We start from the raw sequence: 18,924 nt of genomic DNA on the forward strand, positions 1-18,924 counted from the left end.
TTATCATGAATGATGAGGTGATTTCATTGGAAGAAAAAATAATGTTATTGATCAATGGAAGAATGGATCAAAATTCATACGAAGAATGTCAATCCATCCAATTATCAAAAGAATTAAAACTAAGTAGAAATCAAGTGACTAGACTATTAAATGAACTATTTAATGACAAGAAGCTTATTAAAATCAAAACAAGCCCTGTTCTATATCTTTCAAGAGGTTCTCTTGAAAGTAAGTATAAGAAGAAGCTCTCATCAGATGAATACAAATCATTAGATGAATTGGAAGCTGAATTAAACAATCAGACAGAATTAAAGAACTTTGAAAAGCTTATTGGGTCTAATGAAAGCATGTATCAGATTGTAGAGAAGATTAAGGCAACAGTATCTTACCCTCCAGTAGGATTACCTATGTTGTTTTATGGACCAACTGGTACGGGTAAATCATTTATGGCTAAACTTACGTATGAATATTGTGTAGACACAGGCTTAATTGATGCATCTAAGAATTTTGTACAGGTGAACTGTTCAGAGTATGCCAATAACCCAGAACTACTCACAGCGAATCTGTTTGGCTATAAAAAAGGTGCTTTTACAGGTGCAGATAGTGATAACTTAGGTTTATTACATTTTGCGGATGGTGGTGTATTATTCTTAGATGAAGTGCATTGTTTAAATGCTGAATGTCAGGAAAAATTATTCCTTTATATGGACCAGGGAATCTATCACTTAGTAGGTGATAATAATAAGTGGTATAAATCCAAATGTAGAATTATATTTGCGACAACAGAAGTGCCACAAAAAGCATTATTAAAAACATTCCTCAGACGTATTCCAGTTATTCTTACAATTCCATCTCTTGCACAAAGAGGAGAAAATGAAAAACTATACCTCATGTATAGTTTTTTGAAGAATGAAGAGAAGCGTGTCAACAAAACAATTCTTATTTCATCTAACGTTTATGAGTTGTTACTGAATCACACATTTGTAGGTAATATTGGTGAACTGACTAATACTATTCAGGCAAGCTGTGTAAGTGCATTATATAAAAGTAATTCAGATATATTAGAAATACATGCTTATGATTTACCTGACAGTATTAGAAATAGTATAGATGTTTCCTCTATGATTATGAAAAAGCATAAACTTGTGTCTCTTAACACACTTCTTCCTGTATCAGATCAGGGTATCATTAAAGATTTTTATCAATCATTAATTAATCTTAAAAGAGATCAGTCATTTGCAGTAAATGCACAGAATACTGTAGATAGATATTTTGAGAAGCTTATATTTAATGATAATCGTGCAGATTCAATTGATTATCTTACAAACTATCTAGAAAAGATATTTAATAATATCACTGAACATTATGGCTTTAGGACTTCACATAATGAGTTGATTGCACTTGCGACATATGTCTCAGAATTCTCTAAGAATACATATCTTACAAATAACTGGATCAATGAGAATTATGATGAAGTAAAAAACTTAAAGAAATATCTAAAACTTGAATTTCATCGTGAATATGAAATAGGACAGGAAGTTTCTCATTACTTAAAGAATAATATGAACCAGGATATTGATGAGTTTGTAGAATGTATTATCTGTATTTGTATGATTAAGTATTTTGCACATTCTGGTGAAGATCTCACAATTGCGGTTATTATTGCGCATGGTTATTCAACTGCAAGTTCTATTGCGGAAGCAGCTAATAGAATGTTGAATAGTTATATATTTGATGCGATTGATATGCCGTTAGATGTGGATGTACAAACTATTACAAGAAAGATTAATGATTACATTGCACATGTTGGTAATATCTCAAAACTTTATTTATTAGTTGATATGGGCTCTCTTGAAGAAATATATCAGGGATTAGATACAAGTAATGCAGATATTGCCTTAGTAAACAATATTAATACTAAATGTGCGTTAGAAATAGGACAGGGAATTAAACTCAATAAAACCGTGACTGAAGTAATTGATTCTATTCTTAAGGAAAACATCTATAAAACGCATGTAGAACTTAAGAAAAAGAAAGAACCTATTGTAATCTGTTCTTGTGCATCAGGAATTGGTACAGCGAATAAGATCAAAGAAATCTTATTCAATTCTTTACCTGAAGATTCAAATCTAAAGATTATTACTTATGATTATCCTGCTTTAATACGTAAACAGGTCTATGATCAGTTAATGAATGATTATGAAGTCGTCTGTGTCATTGGAACACTTGATCCAAATATTGAATCTATGAAATATATAGGTATACAGGAATTGATTATTAATGAGGGTCAGAATGCGATAGAAGTATATTTTGGGAAGTATATGACTCAAGATCAGATGGAGATATTCGAAAAGAATATCTTACGTAATTTCACATTATCTAATGTCATGAATAACTTAACTATATTAAATCCAGATAAACTACTAGAACATGTAGCGAAAGCAATTGATTATCTACAGAATATCTTACATAAGAGATTTAAGAATAGAACATGCTTTGGATTATATGTTCATATCTGCTGTCTTGTAGAAAGATTAGTTACAAGACAAGCTATTTCAAACTTTACTGATCAAGACTTTAAAGAAAAGCATCAAGAGTTTATAGATCAAGTAAATGTCTCAATGAGAGAAGTTAAGACATACTACAACGTTGAGATTCCAGATGAAGAAATAGAATATATATACAACTATATTATTAATGATTAGTGTGCTATTAATTGGCACACTTTTTGCTTGTTTAAAAGTGGAAGTTAGTTATGCAGATTCAGCGTAGTTAATTTATAAACTGGCATGAAGCTTGCTTGAGTATAAGTGGAAGCTGGTTATGCAGATCAAGCGTAAAGATCTGTAAACTGGTACGAAGCTTGCTTGAGTATAAGTGGAAGCTAGTTATGCAGATTCAGCGTAGTTAATTTATAAACTGGCACGAAGCTTGCTTGAGTATAAGTGGAAGTTGGTTATACAGATTAAGCGTAAAGATCTGTAAACTGGCACAAAGCTTGCTTGAGTATAAGTGGAAGTTAGTTATGCAGATTAAGCGTAGTTAATTTATAAACTGGCATGAAGCTTGCTTGAGTATAAGTGGAAGTTAGTTCTACAGATTGAACGTAATTGATCTACAAACTGGCACGAAGCTTGCTTGGGTATAAGTGGAAGTTAGTTCTACGAATTAAGCGTAAAGATCTACAAACTAGCTCAAAGCTTGCATGAACTAAAACGAAAAGAAAGGAGTGCAGAGAATATGGCAAAAATCATACTTGCATCACACGGAGGATTATCTAAAGGGATGAAAGATTCAGTTTCTATGATTGTTGGAGATTTAGCTAAGGATATAGAAACATATAGCTTGCTTCCTGGACAAAATCCTGAAGACTTTTATCAAGAAGTTTTGAAAGAAGCAAAAGAGAGTGATGAACAAATCTTAATCTTGTGTGATATCAAAGGTGGAAGTGTTCACACAGCTTTATCTAAACTTGCAGTATTAGATAATGTAATGGTCTTCTCAGGAATGAACATGGGATTAGTATTAGATGCAGTAATGAAAGGCTTGAACGGAAAACTTGAATTAGCAGAAGCGAACGATTTAATCGAAGCAGCTAAAGATGGAATGACTGTTATGAACGGAATGACAAGCGAAGATGATGAAGATTTCTAATAGGAGGAGAAGAAAATGATTAAATTATTAAGAGTGGATCACAGATTGTTACATGGTCAAGTTGCTTTTTCTTGGAAAAATGCAGTTGAAGCAGATTGTATCTTAATTGCATGCGATGCAGTTATGAAAGATGATTTAAGAAAAACTTCAATCAAGATGGCAAAACCAAGTGGTGTTAAATTAGTTATCAAAAGTATGGATGATGCAGTAAAAGCAATCAACAGTGGTGTTACAGACAAATATAAATTATTAACTGTAGTTGAATCTATTAAGGATGCTGAAAGATTGTGTAAAGAATGCAACATCAAAAAGTTAAATCTTGGTGGTACTAAGGCAACTGCTGAAACTCGTAATATTTCAAAAGCAATGAATATTACACCAGCAGAAGAAACAATTTTAAAAGGATTATGTGAATCAGGTGTGGATGTAACAATTCAGATGGTTCCAGAAGATAATCCAGTAAATGTAGAAAAAGTTTTATAGGAGGAGAAATATGTTACTACAAGCAATTTTACTTGGCTTGGTAGCAATGCTTGGAAATGCTGAGTATTTGTTCGGTACAAGTTTGTTGTCAAGACCATTGGTTATGGGTACTTTAACAGGTATTGTACTTGGTGATGTACAAACAGGTGTTACTTTAGGTGCAACATTAGAATTAGCATTTATGGGAGCTTTCTCAATCGGTGCTAGTATTCCACCTGAAATGATTTCAGGAACTGTATTAGGAACAGCTTTCACAATTACAACAGGAGCTGGACCAGAAACTGCATTGACTGTAGGTTTACCAGTTGCTTCATTAGTTTTAATTGCAAAGAACATTGGAATGGTATTTATCTTACCTCCATTTGTTCATAAAGCAGATAAATATGCAGCTGAAGGAAATATGGCTGGAGTTGCTAGAATGCACTTATTAGGTGGATTCTTCGGTGTTAACTTAATTATCGGTGTGATTGTAGGATGTGGTTACTATGCTGGTGGACCAGCTGTACAGGCTTTATTAAATGTCATTCCTAAATGGATTTCAAATGGTTTACAGATCACAATGGGATTATTACCTGCAATTGGGTTCGGTTTATTATTAATGATGATTATGGACAAAGAAGTTGCATGTTTCTTCTTCTTAGGATTCGCATTAAGCGTATACTTAAAGATTCCAGTAACAGCAATCGCAATTTTTGGAGCTATCATTGCTATCGTATTAACTCAGTTACGTAGTAATTCAGCTCAAACAGCAACAGAAGGAGGAGTAGATGAAGATGACGACTTCTAATAAATTAACTAAAAAAGAGTTAAATCAAGTATTCTGGCGTTCATTCGGTTTGGAATGGTCTTGGAACTATGAAAGACAGATGAATATGTCATACTGCTATAGTATGCTACCAGTTATCAAAAAGTTATATCCAAATAAAGAAGATCAAGTTGCAGCTATGAAACGTCACTTGGAATTCTTCAATACAACTCCACAATTGGCAACATTAATCTTAGGTATTAGTGCTGCTATGGAAGAAAGTAACGCAAATGATCCTGAATTTGATACAGAAAGTATCAACAATGTAAAGGTTTCATTAATGGGACCTTTAGCAGGTATTGGTGATTCATTCATCTGGGGGACATTACGTATTATCGCTACTGGTGTTGGTTTATCTCTAGCAAATCAGGGAAATATCTTAGGACCTATCTTATTCTTATTAATCTTCAATATTCCAGCTCAGGGATTACGTTACTATTTAATGAATGCTGGTTATAAATTAGGTAGTGGATTCTTGGCTAAGATCCAGCAGAATGGATTAATGTCAAAACTAACTTATGCAGCAAGTGTTTTAGGATTGATGGTTGTTGGTGGTATGACTGCTGAAAACGTATCAATCAGTTTCCCATTGAAGTTTGGTTCTGGTAATGAAGCAACTACATTAAATTCTGTATTCAATAATATCATGCCTGGTTTAATGCCATTATTATTCACATTACTAGTTTACTACTTATTGAAAAAGAAAAATGTTAAGACAACTACATTATTGTTGATCTGTGTTGTAATCGGATTGGTCGGAGCATTCTTTGGTATCTTAGGTTGTTAATAAATTTTAAAAAAAACGGAGGAAAAGAAAATGGAAATGATTAAATTTAATGAACAGGAAAAAATCGATAGCGTAAATGGCGCATTAGCTTTACGCCCTCAGATCAACGAAATCGTTGATGAAATCTGCGAACATGGATATTCAAACATCTGCTGGTTAGGTGTTGGTGGTACTTGGGCAAGTGCTATGCAGGCTACAGTACACATGAAAGAAATGAGTGCTATTGAAACTTGGGCAGAAAATGCTGCTGAATACTTAACTACAGGAAACAAACGTATTACTAAAGATACAGTTGTTATTATCTCATCTGTATCTGGAAACACTAAAGAAGTCGTTGATGCTATCAAGAAAATCAAAGCTGAAGTTGGTGCTACAGTTATCTCATTTGTTGATGCTAAAGAAGCTATCTTATTAGATTTAGGAGACTACAAGATCTCTTACCCAATGAACGAACAGTTAAAGTTCTTCATGGTTGCTGACCGTTTCATGTTCAACAATGGTGAATTAGAAGACTACGATGATATGTATGCTGAATTTGATAAATACTTAGCAGAAGACTTAGTAGAAGTTGAAAAGAAAGCTGAACCATTCGCTATTGAATTCGCTAAAAAACACTGGAATGATGAAATGCACTACTTTGTAGGTGCTGGAAACCAGTGGGGTGCTACTTACTCATATGCAATGTGCTATTGGGAAGAACAGTTATGGTTAAAAACTAAATCAATCACATCAAATGAATTCTTCCATGGTATGTTTGAAATCGTAACTAAAGAAACTCCAGTTACAATCTATATTGGTGAAGATGCTCAGCGTCCATTATCTGAACGTGTAGCTAACTTTATTCCAAGAATTTGTGCAAACTACACAATCATTGACACTAAAGATTACGAATTAAAGGGAATTAGTGAAAAATATCGTAAACACTTATCTCACCATGTAATGCATGCTGTAAACAACAGAATTGATGTTCATATGGAAATCGAAACTCGTCACCCTATGGAAATCCGTCGTTACTACAGAAGATTAGAATACTAAAATATAAAGGGTGGATTTATTCCACCTTTTATACCTTGATTGGGGGTATATTATGAATAAATTAACAATGCTTGATTATGTTAAAGAAACACCAGGCGTATTAAGAACAAATATTGAACAGTATACTACACTAGTTGATCCATTGATGAAGGAAGTGCAACAAAAAGAAATCAAACGTATTTTACTTGTTGCTTCTGGATCAAGTCATAATGCTTGTTATTGTGCTAGAAGTTTTGTGGAAAAAGTAAGTGGTTTAGAAGTTAGAATCATTACTCCATATACATTTACGTACTATGAAAATGATATTAAAGAGAACGACTTAGTTTTAGTGGTTACACAGAGTGGTTTAAGTACAAATGCAATCGAAGCATTAAAAATCATTAAGAAAAAAGAATGTAAAGCTATTTGCTTAACAGGAAATAAAAACAGCGATGTAAAAGATGTTGCGGATGTTGTGATTGAATATGGTGTGGGCGAAGAATTAGTTGGTTATGTCACAAAAGGTGTTTCTTCACTTGCGTTATTCTTAGATTTATTCGCAATTGCGTATTCTGGAAAGACTGAATATTTGGATGAATTAAAGAAAGCAGCTGATTTAAATGAAGAAATGATTGATCGGGCTACAAACTTTATTCAGCGACATTATAAGAATTTCACATCTATGTCCTGGGTTTACAGTTGTGGAGCGGGTGCCAATTATGGAACAGCACTTGAAAGTGCATTAAAAATGGGTGAAACCATTCATATTCCAAGCTGCTGCTATGAAATTGAAGAGTATATTCATGGACCAAACCTTCAATTAACGCCACAATACAATGTGATTTTCTTTGATGGAAACGATGGTGCAAGTCGACGCGTAGAACAAGTATATAAGGCTACGCGAAAAGTCAGCAATCGAGCTTATTTAATTTCAAACAATCCTCAATTATCAAGTGATGATCATGTTTTAAGTTTGAGTGATACTGTTTCAAGTGAATTATGTCCACTTGTATATCTACCATTTGTACAATTATTAAGCTTTATTGTTTCAAATGACTTACACTCTATTTATCAACATCCATTATTAAAAGAATTTAAGGCTATTGCTGCTGCAAAAACGGAGAATTTTGTGAATTATGATGGAGACGATTAAAACTGTTATTTTTGATATGGATGGTGTGATCTTTGATAGTGAAACCATGTATATAAATGATTTGATAAGATTTTTTAAACAGCATGATATAGAAATACAAGTAAGTGATTGTATTCCTCTTATTGGTATTGATAGTAAATTATATTATGAACAAGCATACACAATGTGGAATAACAAAACAGATTTCATGACATTTAAAAATATGCTTCAAGAATATTTTCGTTCATTTGATTGTGATTATAAAGCGGTCGTTAGACCTCAGATCTATTCCGTTTTAGAATACTTAAGTAAACATTATAAAATAGCGTTAGCATCCTCTTCTAGTTTATATAGTATTAATACTGCATTGGATCAGGCTGGTTTAAAAAAGTATTTCTCACTTATAGTAAGTGGTGAACAATTCAAAGAAAGTAAACCAAATCCAGAAATATATCTACATACAATTAAAGAATTGAATGTGAATAAAGATGAAGCTATTATTATTGAGGATTCATCTAAAGGAATATTAGCTGCAAATAGAGCTGGTATTAAGGTATTGGCTTTAAAAGATGATAAGTTTGGCTTGGATCAAAGTCATGCAGATATAATTATTAATGAATTAAATGATATTATAAAGTTGATTGAGAAAGGGGCATAAAAGTATGAATGCTATGTTAATTGTCGCTATAGTGATTGCTATTATTGGTACTATTCCAGTAATCATCAGAAAGAAACTCCTAAAAAATTATCTAACATTACTCCATAACAATGATATTAAGGCAATAAAAGACTTAATGGCAACTCAACTAGCTAAGATATGTATTCCTCTATTTAATAGGGAATATTTACTTTTAAATGCTTATCTAAAAGTAAATGATAACAAACAAATAGATACTCAAGTAAACAATATAATGAATCATGTTCCTATGAATTCTAAGCAGAAGTCTACTCTCGCAAAATCAGTATTCTATATATATGTAGATAAGAAGAATGCATCTATGATTGATCGTTTGTTGGAAATGGTTAGCACTACAAATGATCATGCCCTATATAGACAGATGGATATGGTTAATGATACTTTGATTAGTGGTGGAATTAAGTATTATGATGAATTGAAGTCTGATCTAGAAGATGAAGAATATACTAAAAACAATGAAGATACTCCCTATCTTGAATTCTTATTATCAGTTATCTACAAAAATATGGGTAATGAATCAAAGAGTAAGGAATATAAGAGTAAAGCTTTAGAAGACAGTAAAGGAACTATATATGAATCTTTAATTCATTCTCAAAATTAATAGGATGATTTAAATGTTCTCTTACCAGAAAGACAGCCTAATGGTTGTCTTTTATATTCGCCAGAATATTTCTATCATATCAACATAATTATGCTATAATTATGTTGATGAAAGGAGTGAGGTATTATGCCACTAATTCTACCTATTAAGGAGTTAAGAAATACAAATGATATCTCTAATATTGCACACAAACATCATGAACCTATTTTCATTACAAAAAATGGCTATAGTGACCTGGTTGTGATGAGCAGTGAATTATATGATGAGTTTGCTAGAATAAATCGTATAGACAAAGCAATCTTTGAATCTGAGCAAGAACTTTTGGATGGTGCAGAAGCAGTTGATGCAAAAAAAATATTCGATGATTTGGAGAAAAAGCATTTTGGATAAGTATCAAGTAAAAATCAATCCCAAAGCAATTTCTGAATTAGATTATATTTACAACTATATTGCAATTGAAAAATCAGCCTCTGAAAATGCGAGAGCACAAATTACTCGAATTAAAAATGCTATCTTGGGTTTGGATACTTTTCCTGAATCTCATCAAGTGAGAACAGAAGGAAGATATGCTGGAAAATACAGACAATTATTGATTGATAACTATATTGTCATTTTTCGAATTGACGAGCTACATAAAACTGTTTACGTGGTTACAGTCCAATACCAGGGACGTAATATATAAGGAGATAGACTAAATAACGCATGTTCACACCATGCGTTTTTTTTATATAATCAGACTTGTTTAGAAAAATCACCTCCTGCAACCGCCAGTTGACATATTTACAGCCTGAATTGGTAGAAGGAAATTACCATAATTGGTATATTTGGTATGTAAGGAGGAATGAATATGAATCTTGCTGATAAGATTATAGAAGAGAGAAAAAAGAATGGCTGGTCACAGGAAGAACTTGCAAGTAAGTTAGGTGTCTCTAGACAAGCTGTTTCTAAATGGGAGAGTTCAGGATCTATACCAGACCTACAAAGAATACTTCAGATGTCTGAACTATTTGGTGTGACTACTGATTATTTACTAAAGGATGAAATAGAAGAAGAACGACAGAATGAATATGTTGAAACAAAAACAATCAAGGTAAGTATGGAAGAAGCCAATCAATATCTTGATATGAAGAGTAGAGGTTCAAGAATAGTCGCGAATGCGACGAGTCTATGCATATTAAGTCCTGTACCTCTTATAGTATTAGGTACAATGACACAAGATCATATACTTATAGGTTTTAGTTTAGTACTACTTCTTGTATTAGTCGCAATAGCTGTCTATCTATTTGTGAATTATGGAATACGTGATGCTTCTATGCAACATTAGGTACAATGACACAAGATCATATACTTATAGGTTTTAGTTTAGTACTACTTCTTGTATTAGTCGCAATAGCTGTCTATCTATTTGTGAATTATGGAATACGTGATGCTTCTATGCAACATTAGGTACAATGACACAAAATCATATACTTATAGGTTTTAGTTTAGTACTACTTCTTGTATTAGTCGCAATAGCTGTCTATCTATTTGTGAATTATGGAATACGTGATGCTTCTATGCAACATCTAGAAAAAGAAAGCTTTGAAACAGAATATGGTGTATCAGGAATGGTACGTGAAAGAAGAAAACAATATGAACCAACATTCACAAGGAATATTGCGATAGGAGTAGTACTTTGTATTCTTTCTGTCATTCCTACTATAATGGCAGGTGTAATGGAAGTAGAAGATTATATGAGCGGTATATCTGTAGGTCTATTGCTTATTATTGTTTCTATTGGTGTCAATATTCTTATTCGTGCAGGTATGATCAAGTCTAGCTATGATACTCTATTGCAGGAAGGGGAATATACAATAGAAGAGAAACATGTGAAAAAGAAGACAGATTCTTTTTCAGGTGCTTATTGGTGTTTGATAGTCGCGATATATCTTGGATGGAGTTTCTCGACAAATAACTGGAAGTTCACATGGATTATATGGCCAGTGGCTGGAGTATTATATGCAGCAGTGCTTGGTCTGGTGAAAATGACTATAGAAGGTAGAGAGAAGTAGTTTATTCAATCTTAAAATAATTATTAGAAAAGTGATAGTTCGCAAGTTTTCTTGTGAACTATTTTTTTCTTCATTGTATAATGAATATACAAAACATTTGACACTAAACCAGGGTTTAATGTTACCCTAATAAAGGTGGTGATTGTATGGAAACAAAGGAAGTACTAGAAAAGGTTAAAACAGGAGAACTATCTGTAGAAGAAGCCGAACAATTCTTTAAGAAATCAGCTTTTGAAGAATTAGGCTATGCAAAATTAGATACAAATAGAGAAATACGTTCAGGTTTTCAGGAAGTGATTTATTGCCAGGGAAAAGCAGATGATCACTTAGTCGGTATTGTGAGAAGACTTTATGAGGTGCAGGGAGAAGTACTTGGGACAAGAGCCTCAGTACATCAATATGAACTCTTAAAGAATGAATTTCCTGAACTAGAATATAATCCATTATCACATATTATTAAGATAGAAAAAGAAAAGGAACATAAAGGGAAGATTGTTGTATGTAGTGCTGGTACAGCAGATCTTAATGTGGCTGAAGAAGCAGCACAGACAGCTGAATTCTTTGGTAGTCATGTAGAACGTTTGTATGATGTAGGTGTGAGTGGTATTCATCGCTTATTATCTAAGTTAGATATCCTGCAATCTGCACGATGTATTATTGTGGTGGCAGGAATGGAAGGCGCTCTTGCAAGTGTTATTGGTGGCCTAGTAGATTGTCCTGTTATTGCAGTACCTACATCAGTGGGTTATGGAGCCAGCTTTCATGGTGTCAGTGCTTTACTTACAATGATTAATTCCTGTGCCAATGGTATTGCGGTAGTGAATATTGATAATGGCTATGGTGCAGGTTATATCGCAACTCAGATTAATAGAACGGGGGAAACAAAATGAATCAATTATATTTAGAATGTTATTCTGGAATAAGTGGAGATATGTTTGTCGCAAGCTTACTTGATCTAGGGGCTTCAAAAGAAGTATTAGAAGAAGTTCTTTCATCATTACCTCTTACAGGTTTTAAAACTGAAATCACAAGAGTCAATAAATCAGGACTTGATGTCTGTGATTTTAATGTTGTATTAGAACATGATAATCATGATCATGATATGGATTATTTATATGGTGAACATACACATCATGAACATCACCACCATCATGAACATCGTCACTTGCATGATATTTTACATATCATTGATCATGCACAAATGACAGATCATGCTAAAGAATTGGCTAAAAAGATTTTCACTATTTTAGGTGAAGCAGAGGCAAAAGCCCATGGTACTTCTATTGATGAAGTACATTTTCATGAAGTAGGTGCTGTGGATTCTATTGTAGATATTATTTCTGCAGCCGTATGCTTTGATGATTTAGATATTGATGAAGTCTATATTCCGGTTATTTATGAAGGAACAGGTACTGTGAATTGTGCTCATGGAACACTTCCTGTCCCAGTTCCTGCAGTGAATAATATTGTGTCTAGTCATCATTTACCTATTCATATTGATACTATCAAAGGAGAATTAGTGACTCCTACAGGCGCTGCCATTGCTGCGTCTATTGTGACATCTCATACACTTCCTTCTACCTTCACAATTAAGAAAACAGGTATAGGAGCAGGAAAACGTGCTTATGAAAGACCAAGCTTACTTCGTGCGATGTTGATTGAAACAACACCCAGGCACTGATCAAGTTTGTAAGCTAGAAACAAATATTGATGATAGTACAGGAGAAGTATTAGGTCATGTAATGGAATTATTAATGAATCATGGCGCAAAAGATGTCCATTATATTCCAGTGATGATGAAAAAGAACAGACCTGCTTACTTGCTCAATGTATTATGTGATGAAGAAAAAAGAAAAGAATTAGAAAACATTATTTTTAAGGAAACAACGACAATAGGTATCAGACGTACTTACATGGAACGTACAGTTCTTCAAAGAACCTTTGAAACAATTTCTACTCCTTTAGGTGATGCCGTATTTAAGGTGGTCAATATAGATGGAGAAAAAAGAGCGTATCCTGAATATGAAAGTGCGAAGTTATTAAGTGAAAAACATAATTTATCTATTATAGATGTTTATCAATTGCTGGAAAGGAGTTATTATGAATTTATTAACCATCATTGATCAGTATCTACATGAAGATGTCATGATTGCTTTTTCTGGTGGCGTAGACAGTACACTCTTATTAAAAATGGCAGTTGAAGCTTCAAAAAATTATCATACGCATGTCTATGCTGTTACTATTCAAACAGCGCTTCATTCTGTGATGGAGGCAGATGAAGCCAAGCGAATAGCTGAAGAATTAGGGGCTATTCATAAAGTGATTCATGTAGATGAATTAGAAGGTGCAGGAATAGAAAATAATCCTGTAGATCGTTGTTATTTATGTAAGAAGTATATGTTTACTAAAGTGAAGGAACTCGCACATAGTTTAGGTATTTTTACTATTCTTGAAGGTACAAACGCTGATGATTTAAAACAATACCGTCCTGGTATCAAAGCAATTAAGGAATTAGGATTACATAGTCCGCTCTTAGAGGCTAATATGACTAAAAAAGAAATTAGAGAATTGGCTGGTACTTATGATTTAAAAGCGGCTAATAAGCCTTCTTCACCTTGTCTTGCGACAAGATTTCCTTATCATACATTACTTAATTATGAGGAAATGCGTAAGGTAGAAAAGATTGAAGATTATCTTCATGCATATGGTTTCTACAATGTACGTGCAAGAATACATAATGACTTAGTACGTTTAGAAATTGATCAAGATGCTTTTATGAAATGTATGGATTACCGTCAAGAGATTGTCTTATTTATTAAAAAATTAGGATATGATTATGTAACACTTGATATAGAAGGATTTAGAAGTGGTAGTCAAGATATTAAACTGGAGGAAAAATAATATGCATATGGCTGACGCCTTGGTCTCACCTGCTGTTGCGACAACGATGTATTTGGCATCAGGTGCAATGACTATTTATTCAATAAAAAAACTAGAAGAAGAAAATGATCCACAGAAACTCCCAATGATGGGTGTCATGGGCGCCTTTGTCTTTGCAGCCCAGATGATCAATTTCACTATCCCAGGAACAGGTTCTTCAGGACACTTAACAGGAGGACTCATGTTAACCGCACTATTAGGTCCTTATGCAGGATTTCTTACGATGGTAGGTATACTGGCAATACAATGTCTGCTTTTTGCGGATGGTGGATTACTTACCCTAGGATGTAATATATGGAATATGGCATTTTATGGATGCTTTATCTCTTCGATGTTGATATTTAAGCCAATAATCAGTAAAAAATTATCTAAGAAGAACTTAATGATTGCCTCTATCTTAGGCTCTATCATTTCTTTACAATTAGGTGCCTTCTCAGTAGTTGTAGAAACAGAATTATCAGGTATTACAGCACTCCCATGGAACTTATTCATTGGTGTGATGCAGCCTATTCATCTTGCAATAGGTGTAGTAGAAGGTATTATTACAGGCTTAGTTCTATCATTTATTTATGAAGCACGTCCAGAACTTATCTGGCAGGGGCACACAACTAAACTAGCAAAAACATCTAAAAAGAAGCTTCTTGCACTCTTTGGTGGTCTCTCTGTTGCAGTGGCTGGGATCTTATCAATATTCGCAAGTGCCTTTCCTGATGGATTAGAATGGTCTATTTTACAGTTGACTGGTTCTACAGAATTACAACATAAAGGGGCTATTTATTCTTTGTCTTCGCGTGCTCAGGAACTCACTGCATTATTACCTGACTATAATATTGCAGGACATGAATCAATCTTAGGTGGGATGTTTGCAGGAATCGTTGGAGTCTTGGTTGTCATAGGACTCTATATGCTCATTCATCGTTATCATGAAAAACATACAGAAAGCCATTAAGAGAGTGCATCAAATTGATGCACTTTCTAAGCGTACAACCATTCTTTCTGCCATTCATCCCACTTATAAGATTCTGATTGTATTACTTTATTTGATAATCACTGCTTCTTATTCTATTCATAATATTTATATTGTAGTGATGTTTTTACCATTACTCTTATTTTCAATGCTTGGAGAAATCAATTTATTCAAATGTCTAGGAGAACTCAAACCATTAGTGGCTTTATTACTCTTTATGGGAACACCTTTCTTATTCTTTAAGGGATATGGAATCACTTGTTTTATTGTGCTCGCATTAAAAGGAATATTTGCTTTACTATTCTCTTACATATTGATGACCACAACATCTATGGAGGAACTCTGTATGGGATTATCTAAACTAAAATTGCCTCAATCTCTTATTGCCGTCATCATGTTAATCCAAAGATATCTCATTCTTTTCTTTAAAGAAACAGATAAAACTTTGCTTGCCTATAGCTTACGTGCACCAGGCCAGATTGGTATTTCTATAAAGACATGGGGTACATTAGTTGGTTCAATGATGCTTCGTTCCATTGATCGTGCTTTGAATGTCTATCAATCTATGATGTTAAGAGGCTTTAAAGGTGTAATGCCATTACAATCAAAAAAATATGATTATAAGTTATCTAAACTTACATTTGGTATTATGTGTGTACTATTACTATTCTTGAAAGGAGGGACCTTATGATTAAACTGAATCATTTCTCTTTCTCTTATATAGAGAATCGTATTATATTAGATGATTTGAATTTTCATATCCAAAGAGGTGAAAAAGTAGGACTCATTGGCTGTAATGGAGCAGGGAAGTCTACACTTCTTAAAACTATTATTGGAATAGAAAATGGTCAGGGAGAACTGAAAGTTACAGATTTAACTATGAACAATCAAAACCTTGCATCCATTCGTTCTCATATAGGTTATGTCTTCCAGGATTCAGATAATCAGCTCTTTATGTCTTCTGTATATGAAGATGTAGCTTTTGGCCCAATGAATGAAGGATTACAGGGAGATGAATTAGAAGAACGTATAAATAAAGCGTTGGATCTTGTACATATGCAGGAAAAGAAGCATGAAAAGATTTATCGATTATCTGGTGGAGAGAAAAAAAGAGCTGCCATTGCGACAGTCCTTTCTATGCGTCCAGATATTCTATTATTTGATGAACCTTCTGTTTCATTAGATCCTAGACATCGTCGTGGACTAATCAACGTATTAAATGAACTCCCTTATACAATGTTGATAGCGTCCCATGATTTAGATTTTATTTATGATACATGTGATCGTGTTTTATTACTATCTAATGGAAAGCTTGTTGCAGATGGACCAACTCAAGACATCTTAACAAATAAAAAGCTTCTTGAAGAAAATGGTTTAGAGCTTCCTCTTTCATTTAGTAGACAAAAGAGTATATAATAGAGCTTTGTGAGGTGAAAAAGATGCGTTATGCACAAATAAGAGAAGTAGATATTGCGAATGGACCAGGTATTAGAGTATCTCTTTATACTCAAGGATGTCATCGTCATTGTCCATTCTGTTTTAATCAGGAAACATGGGATTTTAATGGAGGAAAGGCTTTTACATCTGAATTAGAAGATGTACTAATTAAACTTATTAACAAACCCCATATTGCAGGATTCACACTTTTAGGTGGAGAACCTTTTGAAGAAGAAAACAGAGACGATATTTTAGAATTACTCAAACATATCAAAAAAGAATGTCCTACTAAATCTATCTGGGTCTATTCTTCATTCCTTTATGAAGAAATTATGGAATGGAAACAGCCATTACTTGATTATGTTGATGTATTAGTAGATGGACCATTTGTGAATGAATTAAAAGATGCGAATCTCAAATTCAGAGGTTCTTCTAATCAAAGAATTATTGATATAAAGAAAACAAAAGAAAATAAAGATATCACTTTAGTTGAATTCAAAGAGATATAATAAATACTTATTAGTTTAATAAATATTTTTCTGTACAAAAGAAAGTGTTTTAGCGTATAATAATATTTATAAAGATTATAAATGGAGGGGATTTTTATGAAAAGTCTCAAGATTATAGTGGCAGCAGCCTTGGCTGCTTCTATGTTAGTGGGATGTGGTTCTACTTCCGACGATAAAGCGATTTATAACTTTTCAAGTGAAGCAGATGTAACATCTCTAGATTCAAGTGTATCTGATGATGGTGTATCATTTAATGCGATTCATGCGTTTAGTGAAGGACTTATGGATATTACTGCAAAGGGCGGTACAAAGCTTGTACCAGCTGCTGCATCATCTTATAAGGTATCAGATGATGGATTAACTTATACATTTACTATTAGAAAGAATGCGAAATGGTCTAATGGTGATGATTTAACAGCTGATGATTTTGTTTATTCATGGAGAAAACTAATTGCGAATGCAGGTAGCTATGCCTATATCTTTGGTAAAGAAGGTGCATGTATTAAGAATGCGGATGAACTCGCTGAACTTGGTACAACTGCTGGTGATAAGATCAAGGAACTAGGTGTTGAAGCAAAGGATAAGAAGACATTACAGGTTACTTTATCTCAGCCATGTCCTTATTTCCTAGAGATCATGACATTCCCATGCTTCTATCCACAGAATCAGAAATTTGTTGAAAAGTGTGGTTCTAAATATGCTACTGATGCGAAGTATTTACTTGCAAATGGTCCATTCAAGGTAACTAAGTGGACTAAGTCTAATAAGATTACTTTTGAAAAGAATAATAAATACTATGATGCAGATAAGATTGAACTAGATGGTTTAAATATGTATCTTGTTCAAGATCCTAAGACTGCAGCTGCAGCATTTGATAATGGTAAAGTTGATTTTGCGACTATTAACTCAGCTTTAGTTGATAAGTATGAAGGTAAAGATAGTCTTGTAAAGTTCAAACAGGGTTATATGTATTATTTATATTTGAACTTCAACAACAAGGCTCTTGCGAATACAAATATTCGTAAAGCATTATCTCTAGCAATTGATCGTAAAGACTTATGTAATAAAGTCTTAAAGGATGGTTCTAGAGAAGCAGATGGTTTTGTAAGCGCTGATTTCACTTATGGACCAGATGGTAAAGAATATCGTTCAGAAGGTAAAGATTATACTGAATATAATCTAAAAGAAGCACAGGCTGCTTTTGATCAAGGCTTAAAAGAACTTGGTGTTTCTTCATTAAAATTAAGATTACTTTATGGTACAGATGAAACACCTGCAGATACTGAAGCAGAATATTTACAGGCATGTTTCAAAAAAATTAAAGGTTTAGATATCGAAATGGTTGCAACTGTTAAGAAAGACCGTGTAGAACGTCAGAAATCAGGCGATTTTGATATCTCATGTGCAAGATGGGGACCAGACTTCCCTGATCCAATCACTTATTTGAACCTTGTTTCTACAGGTAATTCAAATAACTATGGTAAATATAACAATGCGAAATATGACCAGTTAATTGCGGCATCTACTACTGAAAGAGATGCTAAGAAGAGATGGCAGATGCTTTATCAGGCAGAAGATATCTGTATGAGTGAATATGCTGTATTACCAGTATTCCAGAAGGGTGCTGCATCATTACAGAACAAGAAATATACAGGTATTGTATATGAAGCTGCATTAGGTTCAGCATTCACATTTAAATTTATTCATAAGGCTAAATAAGATACAAATCCCGGGTCAATCCCGGGATTTTAAATTTCTCACGAATTCTTTAAAAAAAGTTAAATTTTCTCTGTCAACCGAAATTGATAATGTCTCAAAAATAATCAAACATTAGCACCACAGCGGTG

22 protein-coding genes are annotated in these 18,924 nt (G+C 33.4%); all 22 read left to right on the forward strand.

Annotated elements, in window-relative coordinates:
• The first annotated feature begins 17 nt into the window (after nucleotides 1-17).
• The 22 genes from DW269_RS06310 (at nucleotide 18) to DW269_RS06415 (ending at nucleotide 18,796) form a co-directional block, all read left to right on the forward strand.
• The gene (locus DW269_RS06310) at nucleotides 18-2,705 is read left to right on the forward strand and encodes a sigma 54-interacting transcriptional regulator (RefSeq protein ID WP_233503275.1); all 2,688 of its coding nucleotides are present in this window, start codon (nucleotides 18-20) and stop codon (nucleotides 2,703-2,705) included.
• Between the two features lie 535 nt (nucleotides 2,706-3,240).
• Complete coding sequence (locus tag DW269_RS06315; RefSeq protein ID WP_117459015.1) at nucleotides 3,241-3,654, forward strand: PTS sugar transporter subunit IIA; 414 nt, start codon at nucleotides 3,241-3,243, stop codon at nucleotides 3,652-3,654.
• 15 nt (nucleotides 3,655-3,669) lie between these two features.
• Entirely contained in the window at nucleotides 3,670-4,137 is a 468-nt protein-coding gene (locus DW269_RS06320; RefSeq protein WP_006504553.1) for a PTS sugar transporter subunit IIB, read from the forward strand.
• 10 nt (nucleotides 4,138-4,147) lie between these two features.
• Nucleotides 4,148-4,924: a PTS sugar transporter subunit IIC gene (locus DW269_RS06325; RefSeq protein WP_117459016.1), complete on the forward strand. Its 777-nt coding sequence runs from the start codon at nucleotides 4,148-4,150 to the stop codon at nucleotides 4,922-4,924.
• Nucleotides 4,905-5,729: a PTS system mannose/fructose/sorbose family transporter subunit IID gene (locus DW269_RS06330; protein ID WP_199410009.1), complete on the forward strand. Its 825-nt coding sequence runs from the start codon at nucleotides 4,905-4,907 to the stop codon at nucleotides 5,727-5,729. Before DW269_RS06325 ends, DW269_RS06330 begins: the two co-directional genes overlap by 20 nt.
• Before the next feature lie 30 nt (nucleotides 5,730-5,759).
• Nucleotides 5,760-6,764, forward strand: coding sequence for an SIS domain-containing protein (locus tag DW269_RS06335; RefSeq protein ID WP_117459017.1), 1,005 nt, complete (start codon nucleotides 5,760-5,762; stop codon nucleotides 6,762-6,764).
• 52 nt (nucleotides 6,765-6,816) lie between these two features.
• Nucleotides 6,817-7,896: an SIS domain-containing protein gene (locus tag DW269_RS06340; protein WP_117459018.1), complete on the forward strand. Its 1,080-nt coding sequence runs from the start codon at nucleotides 6,817-6,819 to the stop codon at nucleotides 7,894-7,896.
• Nucleotides 7,880-8,533, forward strand: coding sequence for an HAD family phosphatase (locus DW269_RS06345; protein ID WP_117459019.1), 654 nt, complete (start codon nucleotides 7,880-7,882; stop codon nucleotides 8,531-8,533). The genes DW269_RS06340 and DW269_RS06345 overlap by 17 nt, the downstream gene beginning before the upstream one ends.
• A gap of 4 nt (nucleotides 8,534-8,537) precedes the next feature.
• Nucleotides 8,538-9,173, forward strand: coding sequence for a hypothetical protein (locus DW269_RS06350; protein WP_117459020.1), 636 nt, complete (start codon nucleotides 8,538-8,540; stop codon nucleotides 9,171-9,173).
• A gap of 126 nt (nucleotides 9,174-9,299) precedes the next feature.
• Nucleotides 9,300-9,563 carry a prevent-host-death protein gene (locus tag DW269_RS06355; protein ID WP_117459021.1) on the forward strand — a complete coding sequence of 88 codons (264 nt, stop codon included), beginning with the start codon at nucleotides 9,300-9,302 and terminating at the stop codon, nucleotides 9,561-9,563.
• Nucleotides 9,556-9,855, forward strand: coding sequence for a type II toxin-antitoxin system RelE/ParE family toxin (locus DW269_RS06360; protein ID WP_117459022.1), 300 nt, complete (start codon nucleotides 9,556-9,558; stop codon nucleotides 9,853-9,855). The genes DW269_RS06355 and DW269_RS06360 overlap by 8 nt, the downstream gene beginning before the upstream one ends.
• A gap of 165 nt (nucleotides 9,856-10,020) precedes the next feature.
• Nucleotides 10,021-10,497 (forward strand): helix-turn-helix domain-containing protein, encoded by a 477-nt coding sequence (locus DW269_RS06365; protein WP_233503276.1) that lies wholly within the window; start codon nucleotides 10,021-10,023, stop codon nucleotides 10,495-10,497.
• Between the two features lie 127 nt (nucleotides 10,498-10,624).
• Nucleotides 10,625-11,224, forward strand: coding sequence for a hypothetical protein (locus tag DW269_RS06370; RefSeq protein ID WP_199412128.1), 600 nt, complete (start codon nucleotides 10,625-10,627; stop codon nucleotides 11,222-11,224).
• A gap of 146 nt (nucleotides 11,225-11,370) precedes the next feature.
• Complete coding sequence (gene larB / locus DW269_RS06375) at nucleotides 11,371-12,114, forward strand: nickel pincer cofactor biosynthesis protein LarB (protein WP_117459023.1); 744 nt, start codon at nucleotides 11,371-11,373, stop codon at nucleotides 12,112-12,114.
• Nucleotides 12,111-12,905 (forward strand): LarC family nickel insertion protein, encoded by a 795-nt coding sequence (locus DW269_RS06380; RefSeq protein WP_117459024.1) that lies wholly within the window; start codon nucleotides 12,111-12,113, stop codon nucleotides 12,903-12,905. The genes larB and DW269_RS06380 overlap by 4 nt, the downstream gene beginning before the upstream one ends.
• Nucleotides 12,883-13,347: a nickel insertion protein gene (gene larC, locus DW269_RS06385; protein WP_117459025.1), complete on the forward strand. Its 465-nt coding sequence runs from the start codon at nucleotides 12,883-12,885 to the stop codon at nucleotides 13,345-13,347. The genes DW269_RS06380 and larC overlap by 23 nt, the downstream gene beginning before the upstream one ends.
• Complete coding sequence (gene larE, locus DW269_RS06390; protein ID WP_117459026.1) at nucleotides 13,325-14,125, forward strand: ATP-dependent sacrificial sulfur transferase LarE; 801 nt, start codon at nucleotides 13,325-13,327, stop codon at nucleotides 14,123-14,125. Before larC ends, larE begins: the two co-directional genes overlap by 23 nt.
• 1 nt (nucleotide 14,126) lies before the next feature.
• The gene (locus DW269_RS06395; RefSeq protein ID WP_117459027.1) at nucleotides 14,127-15,113 is read left to right on the forward strand and encodes an energy-coupling factor ABC transporter permease; all 987 of its coding nucleotides are present in this window, start codon (nucleotides 14,127-14,129) and stop codon (nucleotides 15,111-15,113) included.
• Between the two features lie 4 nt (nucleotides 15,114-15,117).
• Nucleotides 15,118-15,822 (forward strand): energy-coupling factor transporter transmembrane protein EcfT, encoded by a 705-nt coding sequence (locus tag DW269_RS06400; RefSeq protein ID WP_158546320.1) that lies wholly within the window; start codon nucleotides 15,118-15,120, stop codon nucleotides 15,820-15,822.
• Nucleotides 15,819-16,547, forward strand: a complete 729-nt coding sequence (locus DW269_RS06405) for an energy-coupling factor ABC transporter ATP-binding protein (RefSeq protein WP_117459029.1) — start codon at nucleotides 15,819-15,821, stop codon at nucleotides 16,545-16,547. The genes DW269_RS06400 and DW269_RS06405 overlap by 4 nt, the downstream gene beginning before the upstream one ends.
• 23 nt (nucleotides 16,548-16,570) lie before the next feature.
• The gene (gene nrdG, locus DW269_RS06410; RefSeq protein WP_006504538.1) at nucleotides 16,571-17,077 is read left to right on the forward strand and encodes an anaerobic ribonucleoside-triphosphate reductase activating protein; all 507 of its coding nucleotides are present in this window, start codon (nucleotides 16,571-16,573) and stop codon (nucleotides 17,075-17,077) included.
• Nucleotides 17,078-17,173: 96 nt separating this feature from the next.
• Entirely contained in the window at nucleotides 17,174-18,796 is a 1,623-nt protein-coding gene (locus tag DW269_RS06415; protein WP_117459030.1) for a peptide ABC transporter substrate-binding protein, read from the forward strand.
• The last annotated feature ends 128 nt before the right edge of the window (nucleotides 18,797-18,924 follow it).

This window comes from Catenibacterium sp. AM22-6LB (assembly GCF_003435615.1).
Classification (GTDB): Bacteria; Bacillota_I; Bacilli_A; order Erysipelotrichales; family Coprobacillaceae; genus Catenibacterium; species Catenibacterium mitsuoka_A.

Excerpts from the sequence above, each read along its gene's own strand:
- DW269_RS06315 (WP_117459015.1), top strand. The coding sequence starts at position 3,241 with ATGGCAAAAATCATACTTGCATCACACGGAGGATTATCTAAAGGGATG.
- DW269_RS06320 (WP_006504553.1), top strand. The coding sequence starts at position 3,670 with ATGATTAAATTATTAAGAGTGGATCACAGATTGTTACATGGTCAAGTT.
- DW269_RS06325 (WP_117459016.1), top strand. The coding sequence starts at position 4,148 with ATGTTACTACAAGCAATTTTACTTGGCTTGGTAGCAATGCTTGGAAAT.
- DW269_RS06330 (WP_199410009.1), top strand. The coding sequence starts at position 4,905 with ATGAAGATGACGACTTCTAATAAATTAACTAAAAAAGAGTTAAATCAA.
- DW269_RS06335 (WP_117459017.1), top strand. The coding sequence starts at position 5,760 with ATGGAAATGATTAAATTTAATGAACAGGAAAAAATCGATAGCGTAAAT.
- DW269_RS06340 (WP_117459018.1), top strand. The coding sequence starts at position 6,817 with ATGAATAAATTAACAATGCTTGATTATGTTAAAGAAACACCAGGCGTA.
- DW269_RS06345 (WP_117459019.1), top strand. The coding sequence starts at position 7,880 with ATGATGGAGACGATTAAAACTGTTATTTTTGATATGGATGGTGTGATC.
- DW269_RS06350 (WP_117459020.1), top strand. The coding sequence starts at position 8,538 with ATGAATGCTATGTTAATTGTCGCTATAGTGATTGCTATTATTGGTACT.
- DW269_RS06355 (WP_117459021.1), top strand. The coding sequence starts at position 9,300 with ATGCCACTAATTCTACCTATTAAGGAGTTAAGAAATACAAATGATATC.
- DW269_RS06365 (WP_233503276.1), top strand. The coding sequence starts at position 10,021 with ATGAATCTTGCTGATAAGATTATAGAAGAGAGAAAAAAGAATGGCTGG.
- DW269_RS06370 (WP_199412128.1), top strand. The coding sequence starts at position 10,625 with ATGACACAAAATCATATACTTATAGGTTTTAGTTTAGTACTACTTCTT.
- larB (WP_117459023.1), top strand. The coding sequence starts at position 11,371 with ATGGAAACAAAGGAAGTACTAGAAAAGGTTAAAACAGGAGAACTATCT.
- DW269_RS06380 (WP_117459024.1), top strand. The coding sequence starts at position 12,111 with ATGAATCAATTATATTTAGAATGTTATTCTGGAATAAGTGGAGATATG.
- larE (WP_117459026.1), top strand. The coding sequence starts at position 13,325 with ATGAATTTATTAACCATCATTGATCAGTATCTACATGAAGATGTCATG.
- DW269_RS06395 (WP_117459027.1), top strand. The coding sequence starts at position 14,127 with ATGCATATGGCTGACGCCTTGGTCTCACCTGCTGTTGCGACAACGATG.
- DW269_RS06405 (WP_117459029.1), top strand. The coding sequence starts at position 15,819 with ATGATTAAACTGAATCATTTCTCTTTCTCTTATATAGAGAATCGTATT.
- nrdG (WP_006504538.1), top strand. The coding sequence starts at position 16,571 with ATGCGTTATGCACAAATAAGAGAAGTAGATATTGCGAATGGACCAGGT.
- DW269_RS06415 (WP_117459030.1), top strand. The coding sequence starts at position 17,174 with ATGAAAAGTCTCAAGATTATAGTGGCAGCAGCCTTGGCTGCTTCTATG.